This is a genomic window from Jiella soli (assembly GCF_020615385.1).
GTDB lineage: Bacteria > Pseudomonadota > Alphaproteobacteria > Rhizobiales > Rhizobiaceae > VKMB-3413.
This window is the reverse complement of record NZ_JAJAVB010000015.1, coordinates 207,258-227,344: the sequence shown is the minus strand read 5'-3', so window position 1 is coordinate 227,344 and position 20,087 is coordinate 207,258. Positions and strand designations below refer to the sequence as shown.

At 64.9% G+C, this 20,087-nt stretch carries 14 protein-coding genes, 2 tRNA genes and 3 pseudogenes; 5 read left to right on the top strand and 14 right to left on the bottom strand.

Annotated elements, in window-relative coordinates:
- Nucleotides 1–200: 200 nt before the first annotated feature.
- A complete protein-coding gene (locus LH400_RS09490; protein ID WP_255616947.1) occupies nucleotides 201–1,664 on the bottom strand; it encodes a pilus assembly protein TadG-related protein in 1,464 nt (487 codons plus the stop codon).
- A gap of 319 nt (nucleotides 1,665–1,983) precedes the next feature.
- Here LH400_RS09490 and LH400_RS09485 point away from each other — a divergent pair, with 319 nt between their 5' ends.
- The gene (locus tag LH400_RS09485; protein ID WP_229152422.1) at nucleotides 1,984–2,382 is read left to right on the top strand and encodes a hypothetical protein; all 399 of its coding nucleotides are present in this window, start codon (nucleotides 1,984–1,986) and stop codon (nucleotides 2,380–2,382) included.
- An 18-nt stretch (nucleotides 2,383–2,400) separates the two neighbouring features.
- Here LH400_RS09485 and LH400_RS09480 read toward each other — a convergent pair whose 3' ends face one another.
- Together LH400_RS09480 and LH400_RS09475 are read right to left on the bottom strand one after the other, a co-directional pair.
- Nucleotides 2,401–3,045, bottom strand: a complete 645-nt coding sequence (locus LH400_RS09480; protein ID WP_229152421.1) for an exopolysaccharide biosynthesis protein — start codon at nucleotides 3,043–3,045, stop codon at nucleotides 2,401–2,403.
- A gap of 248 nt (nucleotides 3,046–3,293) precedes the next feature.
- Nucleotides 3,294–4,445 (bottom strand): patatin-like phospholipase family protein, encoded by a 1,152-nt coding sequence (locus LH400_RS09475; RefSeq protein WP_229152420.1) that lies wholly within the window; start codon nucleotides 4,443–4,445, stop codon nucleotides 3,294–3,296.
- Between the two features lie 289 nt (nucleotides 4,446–4,734).
- On the opposite strand from LH400_RS09475, the gene LH400_RS09470 reads away from it, so the two are divergent.
- A complete protein-coding gene (locus LH400_RS09470; protein ID WP_229152419.1) occupies nucleotides 4,735–4,881 on the top strand; it encodes an entericidin domain-containing protein in 147 nt (48 codons plus the stop codon).
- A 266-nt stretch (nucleotides 4,882–5,147) separates the two neighbouring features.
- Nucleotides 5,148–5,223 (top strand) — tRNA-Lys (locus tag LH400_RS09465).
- A gap of 344 nt (nucleotides 5,224–5,567) precedes the next feature.
- On the opposite strand, the gene LH400_RS26340 is transcribed toward LH400_RS09465, so the two are convergent.
- The 4 genes and pseudogenes from LH400_RS26340 to LH400_RS09450 form a co-directional block, all read right to left on the bottom strand.
- Nucleotides 5,568–6,389, bottom strand: a complete 822-nt coding sequence (locus LH400_RS26340; protein WP_370638363.1) for a DNA cytosine methyltransferase — start codon at nucleotides 6,387–6,389, stop codon at nucleotides 5,568–5,570.
- 422 nt (nucleotides 6,390–6,811) lie between these two features.
- Nucleotides 6,812–7,351, bottom strand: a pseudogene (locus LH400_RS09460) (IS110 family RNA-guided transposase); the annotation flags it as partial.
- A 153-nt stretch (nucleotides 7,352–7,504) separates the two neighbouring features.
- A pseudogene (locus tag LH400_RS09455) lies at nucleotides 7,505–7,906 on the bottom strand (IS5 family transposase); the annotation flags it as partial.
- A gap of 118 nt (nucleotides 7,907–8,024) precedes the next feature.
- On the bottom strand, nucleotides 8,025–11,924 hold the full coding sequence (locus LH400_RS09450) for a vitamin B12-dependent ribonucleotide reductase (RefSeq protein ID WP_229152437.1): 3,900 nt from the start codon (nucleotides 11,922–11,924) through the stop codon (nucleotides 8,025–8,027).
- A 519-nt stretch (nucleotides 11,925–12,443) separates the two neighbouring features.
- Between LH400_RS09450 and LH400_RS09445 the strand changes: the two genes are divergently transcribed.
- Nucleotides 12,444–13,568, top strand: coding sequence for a sensor histidine kinase (locus tag LH400_RS09445; protein ID WP_229152418.1), 1,125 nt, complete (start codon nucleotides 12,444–12,446; stop codon nucleotides 13,566–13,568).
- A gap of 55 nt (nucleotides 13,569–13,623) precedes the next feature.
- Here the strand turns inward: LH400_RS09445 and gpt are convergent, their stop codons facing one another.
- Nucleotides 13,624–14,121, bottom strand: a complete 498-nt coding sequence (gene gpt / locus LH400_RS09440) for a xanthine phosphoribosyltransferase (RefSeq protein ID WP_229152417.1) — start codon at nucleotides 14,119–14,121, stop codon at nucleotides 13,624–13,626.
- Nucleotides 14,122–14,314: 193 nt separating this feature from the next.
- On the opposite strand from gpt, the gene LH400_RS09435 reads away from it, so the two are divergent.
- Entirely contained in the window at nucleotides 14,315–14,707 is a 393-nt protein-coding gene (locus tag LH400_RS09435; RefSeq protein WP_229152416.1) for a DoxX family protein, read from the top strand.
- A gap of 939 nt (nucleotides 14,708–15,646) precedes the next feature.
- Here LH400_RS09435 and LH400_RS09430 read toward each other — a convergent pair.
- The 6 genes and pseudogenes from LH400_RS09430 to cyoC form a co-directional block, all read right to left on the bottom strand.
- Nucleotides 15,647–15,721: transfer RNA gene (locus LH400_RS09430), tRNA-Thr, on the bottom strand.
- Nucleotides 15,722–15,968: 247 nt separating this feature from the next.
- A complete protein-coding gene (locus LH400_RS09425) occupies nucleotides 15,969–16,502 on the bottom strand; it encodes a response regulator transcription factor (RefSeq protein WP_229152415.1) in 534 nt (177 codons plus the stop codon).
- Nucleotides 16,492–17,799 carry an ATP-binding protein gene (locus LH400_RS09420; RefSeq protein WP_229152414.1) on the bottom strand — a complete coding sequence of 436 codons (1,308 nt, stop codon included), beginning with the start codon at nucleotides 17,797–17,799 and terminating at the stop codon, nucleotides 16,492–16,494. Before LH400_RS09420 ends, LH400_RS09425 begins: the two co-directional genes overlap by 11 nt.
- Nucleotides 17,800–17,944: 145 nt before the next feature.
- Nucleotides 17,945–18,781, bottom strand: coding sequence for an SURF1 family protein (locus LH400_RS09415; RefSeq protein ID WP_255616971.1), 837 nt, complete (start codon nucleotides 18,779–18,781; stop codon nucleotides 17,945–17,947).
- A 284-nt stretch (nucleotides 18,782–19,065) separates the two neighbouring features.
- Nucleotides 19,066–19,458 (bottom strand): annotated as a pseudogene (gene cyoD / locus LH400_RS09410) (cytochrome o ubiquinol oxidase subunit IV); the annotation flags it as partial.
- Nucleotides 19,455–20,087, bottom strand: coding sequence for a cytochrome o ubiquinol oxidase subunit III (gene cyoC / locus LH400_RS09405; protein WP_229152412.1), 633 nt, complete (start codon nucleotides 20,085–20,087; stop codon nucleotides 19,455–19,457). The gene cyoC and the pseudogene cyoD, both read right to left, overlap by 4 nt.

Below are 20,087 nucleotides of genomic sequence, written 5' to 3'. Positions count from 1 at the left end.
AAAACCGTCAGCCCCTGACCGCAAAGGACGGTGAACCCAGGGCGTGGGTAATTACCATCGCCTGTGATCCCGTTTGCGGACCGACGGCGGGCGGATCGGCCGGCGCCCGGGGGACCGGGCGGCTTGTCCCCGAATTGTGGCAGCACGCCGCCCCGATCCCGGGCGACGCCTTGCCGTTCAAGAGCGGGGCCGGACCCGGCTCAGCTGACGATCCTGATACGCTTCACTCGCTCGGCGATGTCCTGGAAGACCTTGGTCAGGTCGCTCGCCTGCTTCACGGAGTAGTAGTGCCCGCTGTCGGTGGCGCACTTCTTCAGCAAGGTCTCGTTCCCGTCGATGACGCGGATCGTGTAGAGTTCGAGCGGCGTGCCGTCGGCATTGCCCATGGCCTTGGCGTTCGTGCATGCCAGTTCGGTACGGCCGTCGATCATGGTCGTATTCGAGGTCAAGCGATTCTGAGTGTTCTCGCCATCGGTCAGCAGGATCATGATCCGCCGGGTCCGCTTGTCGGTATTGGCGCCCTTGAGCGGGGCACTGGCGGTGAGGGCCTCCATGCCCCACTGCACCCCGATCGTGATGTTGGTGTTGCCTGTCGGCTCGAGATCGTCGACGGCGATGGCGATCGCGTCGAGATCGCCGGTCAGGGCCGTGACGGGGGCAAGGGTCGACTGGCAGGTTTCGCCGGGAATGTAGAGCGTCGCCGGATTCGCGACCGTCTCTTCGTCCGGTCGCACGTCGTAGGGCTGGTCGCGGTCGGTGATGCAGCCGGAGAAGGGCCCCGTGATCTTTCCCTTGGTCGCAGAGTAGATCGTCGTCGGAGGATCGTTGGAGCAGAAGATCCAGAAGCAGCTGCGCGCCGTCTTCGTGGCAACGAGCTGGGTCGACGTCTTCTTAGTCTCGTAGAGGACCGAGTTCGAGCCGTTGCCGTAGGTCTTGGACGTGCCCGCGGTGAAGCCGGTGCTGTCGGTGTTGCAGTAGTTGCGGTCGGTGCTTGAAGCGAGCGCGCTGCAGGTGACTACATTGGGCAGGCCGTTGATCGTCATCTCGACGTCCTCGACCTGGACCTGCGTGTCGAACGGGACCATCGCCATCTGGACCCGCGCCTCCTCGTTCATGTCCGCAAAGTTCGAGACGAACAGCTTCACCGCAGCCTTCATCTGCGTCATCTTGCCGGAACTGCCCATCGACCCGGTGGAATCCAGCACGAGCGCGATGTCGAGCGGAAGATCGGAATGCGCCGAGACGGCTTCGACGCTCATCGACAGGGAGTTGACGTGCATCAGGCTGAGGAATGCCGTCGGGACGGTGAACTGCACATCGTAAGTGTATTTCTTTTCGTCGTGGCTGAGCCTGGTCGCGGTGACCTGGACGCCGTCCTTGACATTGGCGTTGAACAGCAAGTCGGCCTGGCGCTGACGCTCGGTCTCGTCGGTTCCGGAGTAGCGCGCGGCGGCAAGCACCGCTGCGTCGGCCGCGGATTGGAGATCGGTCCGGATGCGAAAGGCATTCGAATAGTCGACCCCGCCACCCATCGCCAGGATCAAGGGAACGGCGGTCAGGGCCGCGACAACACCGAAGTTACCGGAACGATCCCGTCCAAATCCCAGAGCCGCACGCCGCAGCCTGTGGAAAACCGCGGTGGTACATCGTTGTCGCACTGCCATCCGATGATCTCCTGTCGACTTCCATTAGCGGCGCAGAGTTCCATCGAAAGCTTAAGATTAACTTTTCCGAGTTATGCGAACGCCGACTTTCCTGTCAGCGGGCGCTTCGGCCCGGGCACCTGAAGGAGCGGCCTCTGCCAGCCGGCATCAGACCCTGCCCTTACAGGGAGTTCGCCGGCAGGGGCGGAACGAGGGAAAAGACTATCGCGAGAGACGCCGATGATTCGCCTTCACCCGCTTTGAAAAGGGCTTGAGGCCGGCCGTCAGGATCGTGTCGGCCTCGTTCATTTGCGCTGTCCGCCCTGTCATGGCGGCAAGCATGGAATCGCCCACCGCCTTCGCCATCGCCTCGTTCATCGCCATGACGGATTCGCCAGCCGCCTCGAACTTCTCGCTGATCATCCGCATGGTCTCGCGGTTACTGGCCGCGCTCGGGGCGGAGCCGGCGGCCATCCAGAGCTGCATCATCCGGGTGCTGATGATGAAGGGCGACATCATGGCGAGCGTCACGACTTCCGCCGCCACCTTTGGAATTTCGAACGCGGCCGTCGAGGGGAAGGAAGGGCGGAGGAACATCAATGGTATCCTGTTGCACTGCACAATCAACGCGCGGCCGGCGCGATCGTTCGCATGGCTGAGCGATTTATCGTCGGCTAGCGATCTCGAGGGAACGGCGAAGGGTGACGCCTGGGCCGCGCATGCGACAGATGCATGCTAGGCGCGGACGAGGGTGGGACTACACGAACTGCAGGATGGCGAATGCCGCGGCGCCATAGACGCCGATCAGCACGGCGACTGCGATGATGCCGACGATCAGCGCTCCAAGGAGCCAGAGGCCGTCGCGGGCGGTGATCGCTACGCCGGCGATCGCGATCGACACGCCCGGCATCATGTTGGTGAAGGGAAACGGGATCGTCACCAGGACGGCCATGACGAAGCAGTACCAGCCGACGACGGACAGGAGCAGACGCTCCGGATTTGGCCAGTAGCGATGCCGTGCCAGCCGCTCGATCCGGCGCAGCCAGGGGCCGATCTTCGCCATCAGGAGCGCGATCTTGTCCGGCGAAAGCCGCGTGTGGCGGATGCGCTCCGGCAGCCACAGCCGGTGGCGCCCGATCGCCAACTGGAAGGTGAACAGGATCAGCGGAATACCGAACAGGAGCGATGCTCCCGGCGGCAGCGGCACCAGGTTGAGGCCCCCGAAGAGAATGAAGAAGGCGCCGAAGGCGCGTGTATCGAACGCGAGGGAAAGGTCGCCGATCGTCGGTTCCGCGCGGTTCTCGTGGGAGAAACCGCGCAGGATCGCCGAAATCCTCGCCTGTCGCTTGCCACTTTTTCGCCGCAGCGATCGTCGCAGGTTGGAGAGACCGGCAGGAGACACGGACGAAACTCGATGTGGGGTCGCTTCAGACTGGCTCATGACACATTGGATCGGAGGACCGACAACCTGTTTCGCTCTTGCCGGAACCCGATGCTCTAGACCGGTCCGGGGGCTCACTATGCCCTTTCAGTCGTTAAGTCGAGGTGCCGATCTGGTTTTTGTAACGCGCTCCTGTGACGCAAGCCTGTGACGGAAGTCACATGTCTGAGAGAGGCGCCGGGGCTGCTTCGTTCCATCGGCCGCCCGGCTCAGCCGGCATCGCACAGGTCGAGAACCTCGATGCCGAAGGCGGGGCGCCGCCGATTGAGAAAGGTCTCGTGGCCAAGGGTCGTCTGCGCGTCGTGGCGGCCGTCGCTCCAGCGTTCCGTCACCGTGCGCCGGGAAAATTCGTAGTCCTTGGAGTCTCGGGTCCACGGTTTGCGGCGATTGATCAGGTGGACGAGCGTCACCGCTGAATCGTTGGACCGCTCGCGCAGCAGCGAGGCGTCCGGGTCGTCCGCGAATTCCGGCGGCAGCTTGGCGAGCAGCCTGTGCATGGCGCGGCGCTCTCTTTGCTTGTCCTTGACCATATCCGTATTCAGCCGCGTCCGGCTGGAGAAGCGGATGTCCTTTTCGCGTTCCGGAAGATCGAAGATCGAATCCGGCATGGGGCCCGCCGCGGGGAATAGATCGACCTGGAAGACGCACAGATCGTCCTCGCGGTCTTGGTCGAGGACATAGCTCAGCGGCGTGTTCGAAACGAGGCCGCCATCCCAGTACCAGTCGTCCCCGATCCGGACGGGGGGAAAGCCTGGCGGCAGGGCGCCGCTCGCCATGATGTGCTCCGGCCCGAGACGCTGTTCAGTGGTGTCGAAATATTTGAAGTTGCCCGTGGCGACGTTGACCGCACCCAGGCTGACGCGGATGCTGCCATCGTTGAGGCGGTCGAAGTCGACCAGCCTCTCCAGCGTGCGCGACAGCGGGCTGGTGTCGTAGAAGCCAAGCGCGCCGGGATCGGAGGCCGGCAGAACGTAGGTCGGTGGGACCCTCGGATGGAAGAAGCCGGGGATGCCAAGCAGGGCGGACGCAGCACTCGCCTCGGAAAAGACGGTCTTCAGGAAGTCGCCGGGCAGTGGCAGCCTGACTGCAAACGACGAGGAGACATCGTGCCAGAACTCGTGCAGGGCCGCGACCCGCCGGCCCGGCGCGTTGCCGGCGATGAGCGCGGCGTTGATCGCCCCGATCGAGATCCCGGCGATCCAGTCGGGCCGCGCGTCGGCTGCAGCGAGGGCTTCGTAGACGCCGGCCTGGTAGGAGCCGAGCGCGCCGCCGCCCTGGAACACGAGAACCAGACGTTCGCCGAAATGGTTGATCGGTGCCGATGTCTGCGCCGGCGTCTGCAGGAACGGATTGTCAATCATGGTGGCCTCGATATTCGCGAAGATCGACGCCCGCGAATAGCGTTGCGGCGCCGCCCCACAGATGGGTTCGCAGCCTCAGATATTGCAGTGCAGCATGCCGACCACCCCACATGGTCGGTTAGCTCGTCCTATCGCGGCCGATTCCGGCGCTGGCGGGAAACGAGGCGTAGCCGCCGCGGATCGCGCCCCGAGCCTTGACACCCTCACGAGAGGGCGCCGCAGATCCGTAAGGGAACTTGGCGACCTGACCGGCGTTATCGATTGCGTTCATCAAGTGGGAATAGGGTTCATGTCTCAGCGTTCAGTCCTCCTCGTCACCGTCCTTGCCGGCGCCCTTGCAATTTCGGCCTGTGCGAACACCGTCCGCGGCGTCGGCCGCGATGTCGGCAACACCGTCGACGCGACCGGCGCGGCAGTGGACGACGTCGCCCGCTAAAGACACCGGCCTGATCGGGCGGGGGAGACTGGCTTGCACCAGCATCCCCCGCCTGTCGGCGATTCGGGAGACCGCTGCTCCTTCCAGGCTTCGACTCGTCGGGTGTCCCGGTTCGACTCTCCCCCAAAGCGTCGAAAACGCGCCGGAAGACCGGGCGAAGTGGGCCAAGTTCGCCGTTATCCCGAACATCGAACAGGAAACGGCCGAAGAGGGTAGACAGCCGGAACGGCCGCCTTTATATAGCCGTTCACCGCCAAGGCGCGGCCGGGTGATTAGCTCAGTTGGTAGAGCAGCTGACTCTTAATCAGCGGGTCGTAGGTTCGATCCCTACATCACCCACCAAATTCCTTTGATATATCAGGTGTTTGCGGACCGCTGAAGTGACATCGCCGTCAGCGCCTGGCTCTCGCAGGTCACGTACAGGTCACGCGCCAGATAGTTTACCAGCCCGCATCGGGCTGATTCCGTTCGAAGTCCCTCCTGCTGGCCTCGCGGCGAATCGTCGGATGCGTGATCTGGCAGGTCACCCCTCAGGTCACGCGCCTCTGCGTAGACTCTCCGGGAACCGCGGTGCCTGCCGCGCACTCGCTCCATCATAATGTCGCCACCCAGCGAGTGGCCGCATCGTGACGACCCCGCCTGCAACATTCGACACCGCCCTCACGACGGCCGCCGCCAGGACTTCGCTAACCGTCGGGGCGCCCGCGAGCAGCACCCGCCTTGACGCCGCCCCTCCCGACGCCGCATCTGTCCGGCATGATCACGGCCCTCTCGATACGCGCGATACGCCGCCAGACCTGAGGAGTCCCGCCTCGAGCGCGACTCCTCGGTGTACGGCCCAACACACGCTCGCGGCGTTGGCCAAGCCGAAATATGGGGCGTCGAGGACCCTCCAAGCGATTGACGCTTCGGGTCCATCGACCAGACCTGCACGGTCCACGATCTCCCTGCCGGCTGGAGCGGCACGCTGGAGCCCCCGGCGAAATCTGCCAGGAGGGAGCCGAAGGCTGTGGGATCGGAGAGCACCCGGGGACGTTCTCCCATACGACATAACGCAGTCCATTGATGACCTCCATTCGCTTCGCAAGCTTGATGAACTCCAAGGTGAGATTGCCGCGGTCACCCGCGAGGCCGGCGCGCAGCCCAGCGACGCTGAAGTCCTGGCAGGGCGTACCGCCCTCCAGAACGTCGACGGGTCCGAGGGCGCGCAGCTCATCGTCGCTGATCCGCGTGAAGTCGCCGCAATTCTGCGGCCGCCCGGCGGCCGGGATCCTCGAGACGGCCTTGATCGCCGCCTTGCGCGCCTTCGCCTCCTTGGTTGACAGCAGCGGCTCGTCCGCCGCCGATATGTGTCGCGGCCGGCCGCAACCTCTTCGCTGGCTCGGCCACTCAGCCGCGAACGGGTCGATGTCCGCGAAGGCCACGAACTCGAACGCGTCCTCGCCCCAGGCCGCCGACGCGGCGGAGATCTCGCTGCACGTCGAAAGCGCCCTCAATCTCTCTCGCATCCCACCTCTCCGAAGCGCCCTGACGTGGGACGCAGGAGAATGGTGAAATGTCGACCGACGGACAGCAAGCGAATGATTTCATCAATTAATTCGAATTTCAAAGGAAAGCCAAACGTAATCCTCGGGCCTCAGTGCAAACCCCTTGATCTACTTGAGGCGGTCAACCATTGTCGCTGACACCTCTGCAGCCCTCTCACGCATCCTGGAGGCGAATATCGCGCGATCTTGGTCGTCTTCGTGGTGCCCGCCGGCCGCCTTTTCAGAACGCCGCCGGCCGACGCGGAGGCGGAGATCGCTAAAATCCGGTGCGCCTCCTGAACTCGCCGCCAGTGATGCTGTCCGGTCCGCGTTGACGTCGATTCCCTGCGGCGCCAGATTGCGGCCCACACGAGCGCAGGAGGCAGTCATGGCATTTCAGAACCGACCAGACCGCGCATGCGCGGCGTCAGCCGCTCATCCTCCTCATCGGCAAAGACGACAAGCGCATCAGCCAGCTTGCGGCGGCCCTGAGCCGCGACGATGCCACGCTCGAGAAGCAGGGCGCGGAGATGATTGATCAGCGCCGTGCGTTCGCTCACCAGCCGCGAACGGGCCCGGTGCAAGGCCTGAATGTCCGACTGCGCCTCGCTCTTGATCGGCACGAAGCGCATCGTCGGCCGCGCCGCGGCTTCCGCGATCGCCTCGGCATCGTGGTCGTCGTTCTTGTTCGCCTTCACGTAGGGCCGCGTGTATTCTGGCGGCATCAGCCGGATCGTGTGTCCCATCGCGGCGAAGACCCGGCCAAGGTGATGAGCACCGCAGCACGCTTCCATCGCAACGATGCACGGCGAAAGCTACTCGACAAAGGCTGCAACGTCATCGCGGCGTAGACGACGGCGAACAACAACAGCGCCATCCTCGTCGAACCCGATAAGGCTGCACACGTTCTTGCCAAGATCAGTTCCAAGCACAAAGATGGACATTGTTCCGTTCCTCTCTCGATTTTAACAAAGCGATCCTAGCTGAACGCTTCGGAGAGGGGCGGGTCATCCCACAATCAGATTTCCGGCCGAGCGGAATCTCTCGATTCCGACTTCTCGCCCGATGCTCGAGGCCACCGACTCATTACCCGCGATTCATAGGCGGATGGCGGCGAGTTTGACGAGTGCGAGATAGTTTGCGTCGTGCTTTTCGTAGCGGGTTGCGATGGCGCGGTAGTGTTTGATGCGGTTGAAGAACCGCTCGACAACGTTCCGGAAGCGATAGAGATAGCGGCTGAAGGGCGGCTTTTCGCGGCGGTTGGGCATCGGCTTTACACAGGCCCAGCCGCCGTGTGCCTTCATCTGCCGACGCAAGGCGTCGCTGTCGTAGGCCGCATCGGCAAGCAAGGCCTGCCCCGGACCGATGGTGTCGAGCATGCCGGCGGCAGAGCGGCCGTCATGAGCTTGCCCGGCGGTGAGAGCCAGTTTTACGGGCAGCCCCTCGGCATCGATGAGGGCATGGATCTTCGTCGTCAGTCCGCCCAGCAAACGCCCCATGCAGAGGGCGACGGATCGTACCAAACCGCGGCACACCTAGCGTGCCACGGTGGGGTCATTTCATTGCCCTGGGGCAAACCAGCGTGCCGCTGATAACTCGGGGCCGCTAGATTTCGTCTCAGCTGCACCCGCTCGTCGACCCACACGTGTCGCACTTCAGGCAGGTGCCATTCCGCACCATGGTGAAGTTGCCGCATTCCGAGCAGCTCTCGCCCGTGTAGCCCTTCATCATCGCCACCTGCCGGCGCTCGGCGCTGGTCGCCTTCTGCTCGGCAACTGACGGTTCGGCATTCGCCGCCTCGTCCGCCTCTGGCTGGTCGAACAGCGCCTCGGTGGGCGAGGCCTCCGCCACCTGCTCGTAATCGCGACGGAAGGCGGTCGCGGTATTGGCGCCATGCGCTGTCACCACCGGCTGCGTGCCGCTATTCGCCGCGGGCGAGCGGACGCCGCCGAAGGCCGTACCCGGACCGCGGGCGCCGGCCGCCGGAGCGGCATTGGCCGCAGTCGCCGCCGGCTGCGCTGCGCTCGTCATGGCCGGGCTTGCCGGCCTTGCGCCGCCTGCCGATCCACTGAGCGAGCCCTGCGGCTCCTGCGAGGAGACGAGGCGGAACTTCGCCGTCTGGCCGCGCACCATGCCGGACGAGATCGGCGAGGGCGCCGGCTTGTCGCTTCCTGTGCTGCGGCCAGAGCCGCCGAAATCGCCCGGCTGGACATGGGCGAGGTCGTGGCGGCCGAGATAGGAGACGGCGAGTTCGCGGAAGACGTAGTCGAGGATCGAGGAGGCGTTCTTGATCGCCTCGTTGCCCTCGACGAGGCCGGCCGGCTCGAACTTCGTAAAGGTGAAGGTCTCGACATATTCCTCGAGGGGCACGCCGTATTGCAGGCCGAGCGAGACCGAGATGGCGAAATTGTTGATCAGCGCCCGGAGCGCCGAGCCTTCCTTGTTCATGTCGAGGAAGATCTCGCCGAGCCGGCCGTCGTCATATTCGCCGGTTCTCAGGAAGATGGTGTGGCCGCCGATCTTGGCCTTCTGGGTGTAGCCCTTGCGCCGGTGCGGCAGCTTCTCCTGGTCGCGCACGACCTTCTCCACCGTGCGCTCGACGATCCGCTCGACGATGCGCTCTGCCACGTGCACGGCCTGGGCCGGCGCGGGGGCCGCGACGAGCGCCGCCACCGCCTCGTCGACGGCCTCCTCGTCCTCCGCCTCGTCGGCGATCAGCGAGGCGTTCAGCGGTTGGCTGAGCTTGGAACCGTCGCGATAGAGCGCGTTCGCCTTCAGCGCGAGCTTCCAGGACAGCATGTAGGCGTTCTGGCAGTCCTCGACCGTCGCCTCGTTCGGCATGTTGATGGTCTTGGAGATCGCGCCGGAGATGAAGGGCTGGGCCGCCGCCATCATCCGGATGTGGCTTTCCACCGACAGGAAGCGCTTGCCGAGCCGGCCGCACGGATTGGCGCAGTCGAAGACCGGCAGATGCTCCGTCTTCAGATGCGGCGCGCCTTCCAGCGTCATCGCCCCGCAGACATGGACGTTGGCCGCGTCGATGTCCTTCTTCGAAAAGCCGAGAGCCGGCAGCATCTCGAAGGTAAAGTCGTTCAGCTGCTCGTCGGTCAGCCCCAGCGTCTCCTTGCAGAAGGCCTCGCCGAGCGTGAACTTGTTGAAGACGAACTTGATGTCGAAGGCTTGGCCGAGCGCGCCGTTGAGCGCGGCGATCTGGTCGTCGCCGAAGCCCTTGGCCTTCAGCGAGCCCGGATTTACCGCCGGAGCCTGGTTCAGATTGCCGTGGCCGACCGCATAGGCCTCGATCTCGGCAATCTCGGCCTCGGTGTAGCCGAGCGTGCGCAGCGCGTCGGGCACGGCGCGGTTGATGATCTTGAAATAGCCGCCACCGGCAAGCTTCTTGAACTTCACCAGCGCGAAGTCGGGCTCGATGCCGGTCGTGTCGCAGTCCATGACGAGGCCGATCGTCCCGGTCGGGGCGATCACCGAAACCTGGGCGTTGCGGAAGCCGTTGCGCGAGCCGAGCTCGACCGCTTCGGTCCAGGCCGCCTTGGCACGGCCGGACAGGCGCTTGTCCTTCAGGCTCGCATGGTCGAGCGGCACGGGATCGACGGCGAGGCTCTCATAGCCGTTGGCGATGCCGTGGGCGGCGCGGGCGTGGTTGCGCATGACGCGCAGCATCGCCTCCGCATTGCGCTCATAGTCCGGGAAGGGGCTGAGAATCCCCGCCATCTCGGCCGAGGTCTTGTAGGCGACGCCGGTCATGACTGCCGAGATCGCGCCGCAGATCGCGCGGCCTTCCTTGGAATCATAGGGAATGCCGGAGGACATCAGCAGCCCGCCGATATTGGCGAAGCCGAGGCCGAGCGTGCGGTAGTCGTAGGAAAGCCGAGCAATTTCCTTGGAGGGAAACTGCGCCATCAGGACGGAGATCTCGAGCACGACCGTCCACAACCGCACCGCATGCTCGAAGGCGCCCGTATCGAAGCGCTTGCTCTCCTTGCCGGCAGAATCCTTCACAGTCTCCTGGAACTGCATGAGGTTCAGCGAGGCGAGATTGCAGGCCGTGTCGTCGAGGAACATGTATTCCGAGCACGGATTGGAGGCGCGGATCGGGCCGGCCGCCGGGCAGGTGTGCCAGTCGTTCATCGTGGTGTTGAAGTGCAGGCCCGGATCGGCGGACGCCCAGGCGGCATAGCCGATCTGCTCCCACAGATCGCGCGCCTTCAGGGTCTTGTGGACCTTGCCGTCGGTGCGCCGGATGAGATCCCAGTTGCCGTCCTCCTCGACGGCGCGCAGGAAGTCGTCCTTCAGCGAGACGGAATTGTTGGAGTTCTGGCCGGAGACGGTCAGATAGGCCTCCGAATCCCAGTCAGTGTCGAAGACCGGGAAGGTGAGGTCGGTATAGCCCTGGCGCGCGAACTGGATGACGCGCTTGACGTAGTTCTCCGGAACCTGGGCGCGCTTGGCGTCCTTGACGGCGCGCTTCAGCGCCGGGTTCTTCATCGGGTCGAAGCAGTCGCCGTCCGGCCCCTCGCAGTTCACGCAGGCCGACAGGATCGTCTTGAGGTGCTTCGAGACGGTCTTGGAGCCGGTGACGAGCGCGGCAACCTTCTCCTCCTCGCGGACCTTCCAGTTGATGTAGTTCTCGATGTCCGGATGGTCGATGTCGACAACGACCATCTTGGCCGCGCGGCGGGTGGTGCCGCCGGACTTGATCGCGCCGGCCGCGCGGTCGCCGATCTTCAGGAAGCTCATCAGACCGGAGGATTTGCCGCCGCCGGCGAGCTTCTCGCCCTCGCCGCGCAGATGCGAGAAGTTCGAGCCGGTGCCCGAACCGTATTTGAACAGCCGCGCCTCGCGCACCCACAGGTCCATGATCCCGCCCTCGTTGACGAGGTCGTCGGCGACCGACTGGATGAAGCAGGCATGCGGCTGCGGATGCTCGTAGGACGAGGCCGAGCGGGTCAGCTGGCCGGTGCGGTAGTCGACATAGAAGTGGCCCTGGCTCGGGCCGTCGATGCCATAGGCCCAGAAGAGGCCGGTGTTGAACCATTGCGGCGAGTTCGGCGCCACCTTCTGGGTGGCCAGCATGAAGGCGAGCTCATCGCGGAAGGCATGGGCATCTTCCTCGCTCTCGAAATAGCCGCCCTTCCAGCCCCAATAGGTCCAGGTGCCGGCGAGCCGGTCGAACACCTGCCGGGCATCCATTTCCGAGCCGGTGCGCTCGTCCTCGGGCAGGGCGGCGAGCGCCGCCTCGTCGGCGACGGAGCGCCAGAGGAAGGAGGGAACGTCGTTCTCTTCGACATGTCTCAGCCGCGCCGGCACGCCGGCCTTGCGGAAATACTTCTGGGCGAGGATGTCGCTCGCGACCTGGCTGAACTGTTCGGGAACGTCGATTCCCTCGAGCTTGAACACGGTCGAGCCGTCGGGATTGCGGATCTCGCTCGTCGCCTTGCGGAAGGCGATCGAATGATAGGGGCTCTCGCCGGCCTTGGTGTAGCGGCGCTCGATCTTCATGCCCATGATGCTCGTCCCTCGTTTAAACCCTCTCCGGCCTCGACCCGAATCCGTGCCGCCTGCACGCGATTCTTGTCGATCCGGCTGATCTAGTATGATCAGCAATTTCGGACACTACATATAGTAGCTTGCCTGAGGTTAAGCGAGTCTGAATCCGGCGGCGCGAATGGCAGGGTCGGAGTTTTGCACGACTTTCGCCCGGCGTCGGCCTTCGCTGTGGACAACTGGCCGCCGGGGGGAACCAACGCCGCCCGTCGGAGTAGCGAGACGGTAGGGCGAGTCTCGGAAGCCGGTCAATTGCAGCCGGGACGCTATACGCATTTGTTTCAAAATCGATCGAAATCCCGGGAAAACGCGGCAACTTACCAAGATGCCACTTGCAAGCCCCGAAAATCGGGCTCTACAAGACCCGACTTCTTGAAAAGGATGCCGATTCCGGGGGTGCCGGATGGGCCCGACCCCGGAAAGCGGCCGGGAAAGGAAGTGAGGGGTGACGCCGTCCGTGGAAAGGACAGGATATTGCCTTGGCTCAGTGAAGCGAGTTGGAGACTGAGCGCTTCCGACCTCATCGATTCCGGGTCCGACGATGCTTTCGACCGGGTGGCCCGGCTGGCGGCGCAGAGCGTCGGCGCCCCGGTCTCGCTCGCGACGATCCTGGATGCCGGCTTTCAGGTGTTCAAGGGAGCGCATGGTCTCCCGGAGCCTTACGCGACAACCCGTTCGACGCCCATCTCCCGCTCCTTCTGCCGCTATGTCATCGAGGGCGAACAGCCGCTGATCATCGAGGACGCCCGCACGCACCCGCTGGTGAAGGACAATCCCGCGATCGAGGAACTCGGGGTTGTAGCCTATCTCGGCCTGCCGCTGAGAACGCCCAATGGCAGCGTCGTCGGCTCGCTGTCGGTCATCGATCACAAGCCGCGCCATTGGTCGCCGTCAGATCGGCGGACGGTGGAAGACCTCGTCGCGATTCTCGATTCGGAACTCGCGCTTCGCGAAGAGATCCGCTTTCGCCAGCGGGCCGAGGAACAGGCGCGGCTGATGTCGCGGGAGATGGAGCACCGGGTCAAGAACTCGCTGTCGACCGTCCAGGCGGTGATCGCGCTGTCGGTTCGCGCCAGCCAGTCGCCGGAGGAGATCCGCTCCGACCTCCTGGAGCGCGTCGCCTCGCTGTCTTCCACCCATTCCTTGCTCGTGGAGAGCGAAGACTCCGGGGCGTATTTCGGCGACATCGTCCGCTCGGAACTGAAGCATTACGGGCTCGGGACGCGCATCCATGTCTTCGGCCCGGACGTCCTCCTGAACTCCAGCGAGGCGGTGATCGTCGGCATGGTCGTCCACGAGCTGGCGACCAACGCCACCAAATACGGAGCGCTGGCACCTGGAATGGAAGGCCTGGTGGCGATCGACTGGAGGCTCTCGGATGCCCCGCGGCGCCGGCTGGCGGTCAGCTGGCGGGAGACCATCGGGCCGGATGCACGATCTCTGCCGATCGAGGAAGCCGCGCAGGGGTTCGGCAGCGAGCTTCTGGACACGCTGATCGTGCGCCAGCTGCACGGCACCATGAAGCGCGACTGGACCGAGCGGGGCCTGTTGTTCGAGGCGGTGATGGAGCTTGCTCCAGCGCCCGGCCCCGCGCGCTGAGACGACGCCGTTCTGCCTCGTTCAAGACCGGCTGCCGGGCTTTCGGCCGCCGAGGTCAGCCGGCCGTACCCTTGCCGATCGGCGCCTGGAAGGTCAGGCCGAGATCCCAGGGAAAGTAGATCCAGGTGTCCTGGCTCACCTCGGTGATGAAGGTGTCGACCAGCGGGCGCCCCTTCGGCTTGGCATAGACGGTGGCGAAATGCGCCTTCGGCAGCATCGCGCGGACGATGCCGGCGGTCTTGCCGGTATCGGTGAGGTCGTCGACGATGAGGATGCCTTCGCCCTCGTCCTCAAGGAGCGCCGGCGCGACGTCCTTCAGGACCCTCAACTCGCCCTGTTCCGTATAGTCGTGATAGGAGGCGACGCACACGGTCTCGATCAGCCTGGTGCCGAGTTCGCGGGCGATGATCGCCGCCGGCACGAGACCGCCGCGGGTGATGCAGACGATCGCCTTCCAGTCCGAGCGGAACCCGGCGAGCCGCCAGGCGAGTGCCCGGGCGTCGCGGTGGAACTGGTCCCAGGAGACGGGAAAGGATTTTTCGGCGCTCGACATCCCGATCAGATCCAAGGCAGGTGTTGATTTAAGCGGCTGCGATAGAGCGAAACGACTGCCAAAGGCAAGTCCGGGCGGTTCGGGCGACGCCTCGGGCCCCGATTCGGCGACGCTGTGTCTCGGGCTTTGCTGGTGACAACGGGATCGTGGCCGGCTACGGGCCGATCGTTGTAACCGGCACGGAGTGACGCCGATGGATCTGACACGCTACTCACCTTATGCGCACGGGCTCCTGCGGATGGTCGCGGGCCTCTTGTTCCTCCAACACGGTCTGCAGAAGCTCGCGGGCTTCCCGCCCTCGGACCACGCCGGACCGGCGCTGTTCTCGCTCTTCGGCATCGGCGGGGTCATCGAACTCGTCGCGGGGGTGCTGATCATCGCCGGTCTGTTCACGCGGCTCGCGGCCTTCATCGCGTCGGGCGAGATGGCTTTCGCCTATTTCCTGTTCCACGCGCCGCAGAGCCCGTTCCCGGTCAACAATGGCGGCGACGCGGCGATTCTCTACTGCTTCGTGTTCCTGTTCTTCGTCTTTGCCGGCGCCGGCGCGCTGAGCATCGACGGCGCCCGGTCGCGCGACCGAAGCTGACGCACGCGGTGCGGGGCGCCGACGCCGGAGGGCCGACCTTCCGGTCCTCGGCGCCCAAGCACTCACTCTGAAAATCTGCCGAGAATGCCGCGATGCTATCTGCGTCATGCGCGGCGCGATCCGCGCGAATTTGCCGGGGCGTGTTAACAAACGAAAGTCGTGGACAGAGATATGCCCGCGATCCGGGGCAACTACTGCATCTAGCGCAGGAGCGGTTACTCGTCTAAGACGATCATCGCGGCAGTCGCAAATCAGCAACAGCCGCGTATGACACGAAAGGAAAACTCATGAAAGACCCACCTGATGACCACGATGAGGTCAACTTCAAGAGTCCGTGGATAGAAGTCAGGGCACGAGGGAAGAACGCCTGGATGGCGCTCCTCCTCGCGACGCTTCTAATGATCTATCTCGTGATCAAACTGGGGAGTTAGAACGAGATTGATCCAACGTCTGAGCGGGGCCTTCGGGCCCCGCTTTCATTAACGGAAACCTACTGATACGTCGGCGCCGGCGTTGGTCGCGCCTCCGATAACAGTTGTGGTCGCCATTCAGAATCCCCTTTAAGGGATTAGGTAAGATTTCTCTAGCATCGACTTTGACGCGTCGCAACAGCAAAAACATGTAAAGACCGGCCGCTCGACATCGTGCCCATTTGTGGATCGTTAGGCGATCAGCATCCTCTGACGAGTTCGCTTAGCAGAAGCTTCGTGTTTCGCAGCGCTTCGCGTGGATCGGCGCCGAGCGGCTCGCGAAATTCGAACTTATTTCGTTAAACGGGACGTAAGTCAGTCGAAATGACAGGCCGCACGTGGAAGCGCCCATCGCGCTCCATCGGCCCTTGAAGCTTGGCCGCCATGCCGCCGCAACCCGTTTGTAACGGCACTACGGTCCAAAAATCCTTGGGATGCAAGGGACCCAAATCATAACAATGGCTTGGGCTGGTGCTGCCGGACAGGATTGAACTGTCGACCTCTCCCTTACCAAGGGAGTGCTCTACCACTGAGCTACGGCAGCGTCGGGCGCTATGTCTCCGATTTCGGCTTCCGCGTCAACACTTGGCGACGACGGCGCGCAAGCGTGGGGACAGTTTTTCGCAAGTGCAGCCCGGAGCCCTCCGGCGAGGGGGCTTTTGGTCCGTCGCAGCGGGGATTCTCCGGCGTCTGGGGGCCGAGGCATACCCCGGCCACCCCGTGGAAGGCCGTCCGATGCCGCGACTCATTCACCGCTAACGCCGGCGCGGCAGGGCTTGCCGAATCGCTCGTCACTTGACCTGCCGCTTCTCCAGCTTGCGGGCGAGCGTGCGCCGGTGCATCCCCAGGCGCCTCGCGGTCTCGGAGATGTTGAAATCGGTCTCGACCAGCGTCTCGTGGATGCGCTCCCATTCGAGTGTCTTGATCGAGGTCGGGCGCTCCGTCAGCGCGACATCGGCATTGCCCTCGGCCTTGGAGAAGGCCTCCTCGATGTCGTCGGTGTTCGACGGCTTGGCGAGATAGTGGCAGGCGCCGAGCTTGATCGCCTCGACGGCCGTCGCGATCGAGGCAAAGCCGGTGAGGACGACGATCAGCATGTCCGGATCGTGGGCGTGCAGGGTCTCCACGCATTGCAGACCGGACGCGCCGTCGAGCTTCAGGTCGACGACGGCATAGCCGAAGCTGCGCTCTTGAAGCAGCGCGTTCAGTTCGTCGCGGCCGGGCGCGTGGAACACCGTATAGCCCCGCCTTTCGAAGGAGCGCTTCAGCGTCCGCGCGAATCCGAGATCGTCCTCGACGATGACGAGACTGCGCTCATCCGGCATGGTCCAGATCTCCAATTGCAAGGGCCGAGAGGGGGAGTTCGAGGGCGACCAGCGCGCCGCGGCCCGGGCGGTTCCTGGCGGTGACGTTGCCGCCGAGCTTGCGCACGACGTTGACGACGATGAACAGGCCGATGCCACCACCCTGCCGGCCCTTGGTCGACTGATAGGGCTTGCCGAAATGGTCCAGCACCTTCTGCTGGAAGCCCGGGCCCTGGTCGGTCACGGTGACGCGCAGCATCTCCCCCCTGCGCTCCGCCGACAGCCCGATCCAGCGCGAGGGCGATTCGTAGGCATTGTCGAGCAGGTTGAAGATGACCTGCTTCAGCGTGGTATCGGAGACGATGGCGATGTCCGAGCCGAGGAAATCCTCGTAGGACAGGTTGGCGTCCGGCCGGATCGCCCGCCATTCGGCGACGAGGGTGTCGAGGAACCGGGTGAGCGTCGTCAGGCCCGCGGCTTCCCCGCGCGCCTCACCGGCGCTCATCAGAACGCGGGTGACGATCGACTTGCAGCGCCCGACCGCCGCCTGCATTTCGCCAAGCTCCTGGGAAAGGTCCTCGTCCTTCGCGATCGCCGGGACGCGCTGCCAGTCGCCGAGGATGACAGACAGCGAGGCGAGGGGGGTGCCGAGCTCGTGCGCCGCGCTCGAGGCGAGAAGGCCCATACGGATGATGTGGTCCTCCTCCGCGGCCTGCTGGCGCATGACGGCGAGATGGGCGTCTCGCTCCCTGAGGTTCCGGGTGATCTGGGTGACGAAGACGACGAGAAGCACGCCGTCGAGCGCAAGGCACAGGAGGAGGGCGAGCGTGCGCAGGAACAGCGCATATTCGCCGGTCGCCGTGTGCGGGAGGAGGAGCGGGCGGTAGACGAAGGAGATCGCGATCAGGCCGGCGAAGGAGACAGCGGCCAGCGTCCAGGTGCCGCGCGGGCGCAAGAGGACGGCGCCGAGCACCACCTGCAGCAGATAGAGCGGGATGAACGGATTGGTGATGCCGCCGGTGAGCGCGAACTGAAGCGTCAGCGCCAGGACGTCGAAGATCATCGCCGCTTCGAGCACGGGACTCGCGACCTCGCGGCGCCGGCGCAGCCAGGCAAGCGTGCCCAGATTGAGCGCGACGAGCGCGACGACGACCAGGGAAAGCGGCAGGAGCGGCAGGCCGATCCCGAGCCCGAAATGCACGACGCAGATGGTCAGGATCTGGCCTACGACGGCGATCCATCGCAGCTGCACCAGGATGAGGACGTTCTTGCGGTTGGCGGCGTCGACGACCGGGGTGGACAGGACCGCTCCCGACACTGTGCGCGTCTCCGTCTGCGGTCCCTGCGGCCTCGACATCTCCGCGCCCGATGCTCCAAGGTTCATGCGGTTGATATATGCAATCGATCGTCCATCCGCACCCGCTGCGACATCCGCTCACGAGCGTCCCCACGCCGGAGCGATTTCAGCCGGCCGCGCGACCATCCTCGCCGCCTGGCGTATCGCCTCGGCGCCGGCGCTGGTCCCAAACCACCACGAACGCGGCGACGACGACCAGCAATGCCAGGCCGAACCAGGTCAGGGCGTAGACCAGATGCTCGTTGCGGAAGGCGATCACGGTCAGCCCGCCCACGGGATAGGCGGTGCGCGGGCCGTTCGCTTCCGCGTCGATAAAGTAGGGAGCGACGGGCCCAGCCAGCCCGCGCGCCTGCGCAATCGCGGCAACGTCCCGCGAATACCAGCGCTCGCCAGCCGGGGCGTTCTCGCGGAGAAAGGCGCCACCTGGCTCGCTGACGCGCAGAAGACCTGCCACGCTGGTCGCGCCGTCGGCAGCCCCGCGGGGGGCGCGGCTCGCCGCATCGCGCCAGTCCGAGGGAACGAAGCCGCGATTGACGAGGACGGTGAAGCCCCGGTCGGTCATGAAGGGGACGAGCAGCCAGTAGCCACTGCCGAGATCCGTCACCGCCTTTACGAGCGTCTCGTGGTCGTCGAGGAAATGGCCGTCGACCGACACGTGGCGGTACTGATCGGCTTTGGCCGAGATCTCCGGCCATTCCGCCGGGCCGGGGGCGGGAACCGGGGCGGCGTGAACCCGGGCATCGACCTTGGCGATGAGGTCGAGCTTCCAGGCCCGGCGCTCGATCTGCCAGATCCCGAGACCGACGAAGCCGGCGAAGAGGATCGCGCCTGCAAGGCCGAGCAGGAGAAGGCTTCGCAGGGAGCGGACCGGGGAAGCGGCCCTTCCGGCCGCCGGATCGCTCGCCTGGGGCGGAGCCGCTCCCGGTCGGGCCGGCGGCGGCATGGAGGGATCGGCGCCGCCTTCCCGTCGTCCTGTCACTTCACCTGGCCGTCGTGATCCATCTGCATCGTGCCTGCGCCCGCTCCGGATGCCGCGGTGCCGTTCTGGGACGGGTCGAGGCTGTCGAGGATACCCTCACCGCCACCGGGCTGCGCCACGGCGCCATGCTCGTCGACCGGGCGGCTGCCGACATGGTCCATGTGCACCTCGCCGCCGGCAACCCCGGGAAGCGGATGCTTGCCGCCGGCAGGCGCAGCCGTGGTCGGTCCGTTGACCTCCATGTTCTCCATGTCCCGCATGACCGGCATCATGTTGGTGTTGAGGTGGTACATGACCCAGAGCGAGCCGGTCAGGGTGATCACCACGAGAACGAGGGTGAAGATCAGCGCCATCAGCGTCCAGCCGCCCTCCGAGCGGCCGTCCATGTGCAGGAAATAGACCATGTGGACGACGATCTGCACCGCGGCGAAGGCCATCACCGTCAAGGCCGTCGCGACATTGCTGCCGAGGACCCCGGACATGACCAGCCAGAACGGGATCGCCGTCAGGACGACCGACAGGACGAAGCCGGTCATGTAGCCGCGCATGGTCGACTGATGCTGGCCGCCGTGCTCGTCGTGGCCGTGCGAGCCGTGGTCTGCGGCCGCGGGATGGGTGGCGGCGCGGGCGTTCGTGCTCATCGCAGCACTCCGAGAAGGTATACGAAGGTGAAGACGCCGATCCAGACGACGTCGAGGAAGTGCCAGAACATCGACAGGCACATCAGCCGGCGCCGGTTGGCGGCGACCAGCCCGCGCCGCGAGACCTGCACCATCAGCGTCACCAGCCAGATCACGCCGAAGGTGACATGCAGGCCGTGGGTGCCGACGAGGGTGAAGAAGGCGGACAGGAAGGCGCTGCGCTGCGGGCCCGCGCCCTCGGCGATGAGGCCCGCGAATTCGTAGATCTCGATCGACAGGAAGCCGAGACCGAACAGGCCGGTGACCGCGAGCCAGAGGAGCGTCCCCTTCACCTTGTTCTCCTGCATCTGCAGGACGGCGAAGCCGTAGGTGATCGAGGAGAACAGCAGCAGCGAGGTGTTGAGCGCGACGAGCGGCAGCTCGAACAGGTCCTTCGGCGAGGGCCCGGCGGCGTAGCTGCCGCCGAGGACGCCGTAGCAGGCGAAGAGGACCGCGAAGATCAGGCAGTCGCTCATCAGATAGACCCAGAAGCCGAGCATGGTGCTCGAGCCCTCAGGGTGATCGTGTTCCTCGATCTGGTAGAAGACCGGCGCCTCGTGGCCGGTCTCGGCGGTCATCGTATTCGACAT

Coding starts and splice junctions, on each gene's coding strand:
- LH400_RS09490 (WP_255616947.1), bottom strand. CDS start 1,664: ATGGCAGTGCGACAACGATGTACCACCGCGGTTTTCCACAGGCTGCGG.
- LH400_RS09485 (WP_229152422.1), top strand. CDS start 1,984: ATGGAATCGCCCACCGCCTTCGCCATCGCCTCGTTCATCGCCATGACG.
- LH400_RS26340 (WP_370638363.1), bottom strand. CDS start 6,389: ATGCGAGAGAGATTGAGGGCGCTTTCGACGTGCAGCGAGATCTCCGCC.
- cyoC (WP_229152412.1), bottom strand. CDS start 20,087: ATGTCGAATACGATGACCGCCGAGACCGGCCACGAGGCGCCGGTCTTC.
- LH400_RS09475 (WP_229152420.1), bottom strand. CDS start 4,445: ATGATTGACAATCCGTTCCTGCAGACGCCGGCGCAGACATCGGCACCG.
- LH400_RS09415 (WP_255616971.1), bottom strand. CDS start 18,781: ATGCCGCCGCCGGCCCGACCGGGAGCGGCTCCGCCCCAGGCGAGCGAT.
- LH400_RS09470 (WP_229152419.1), top strand. CDS start 4,735: ATGTCTCAGCGTTCAGTCCTCCTCGTCACCGTCCTTGCCGGCGCCCTT.
- gpt (WP_229152417.1), bottom strand. CDS start 14,121: ATGTCGAGCGCCGAAAAATCCTTTCCCGTCTCCTGGGACCAGTTCCAC.
- LH400_RS09435 (WP_229152416.1), top strand. CDS start 14,315: ATGGATCTGACACGCTACTCACCTTATGCGCACGGGCTCCTGCGGATG.
- LH400_RS09425 (WP_229152415.1), bottom strand. CDS start 16,502: ATGCCGGATGAGCGCAGTCTCGTCATCGTCGAGGACGATCTCGGATTC.
- LH400_RS09450 (WP_229152437.1), bottom strand. CDS start 11,924: ATGAAGATCGAGCGCCGCTACACCAAGGCCGGCGAGAGCCCCTATCAT.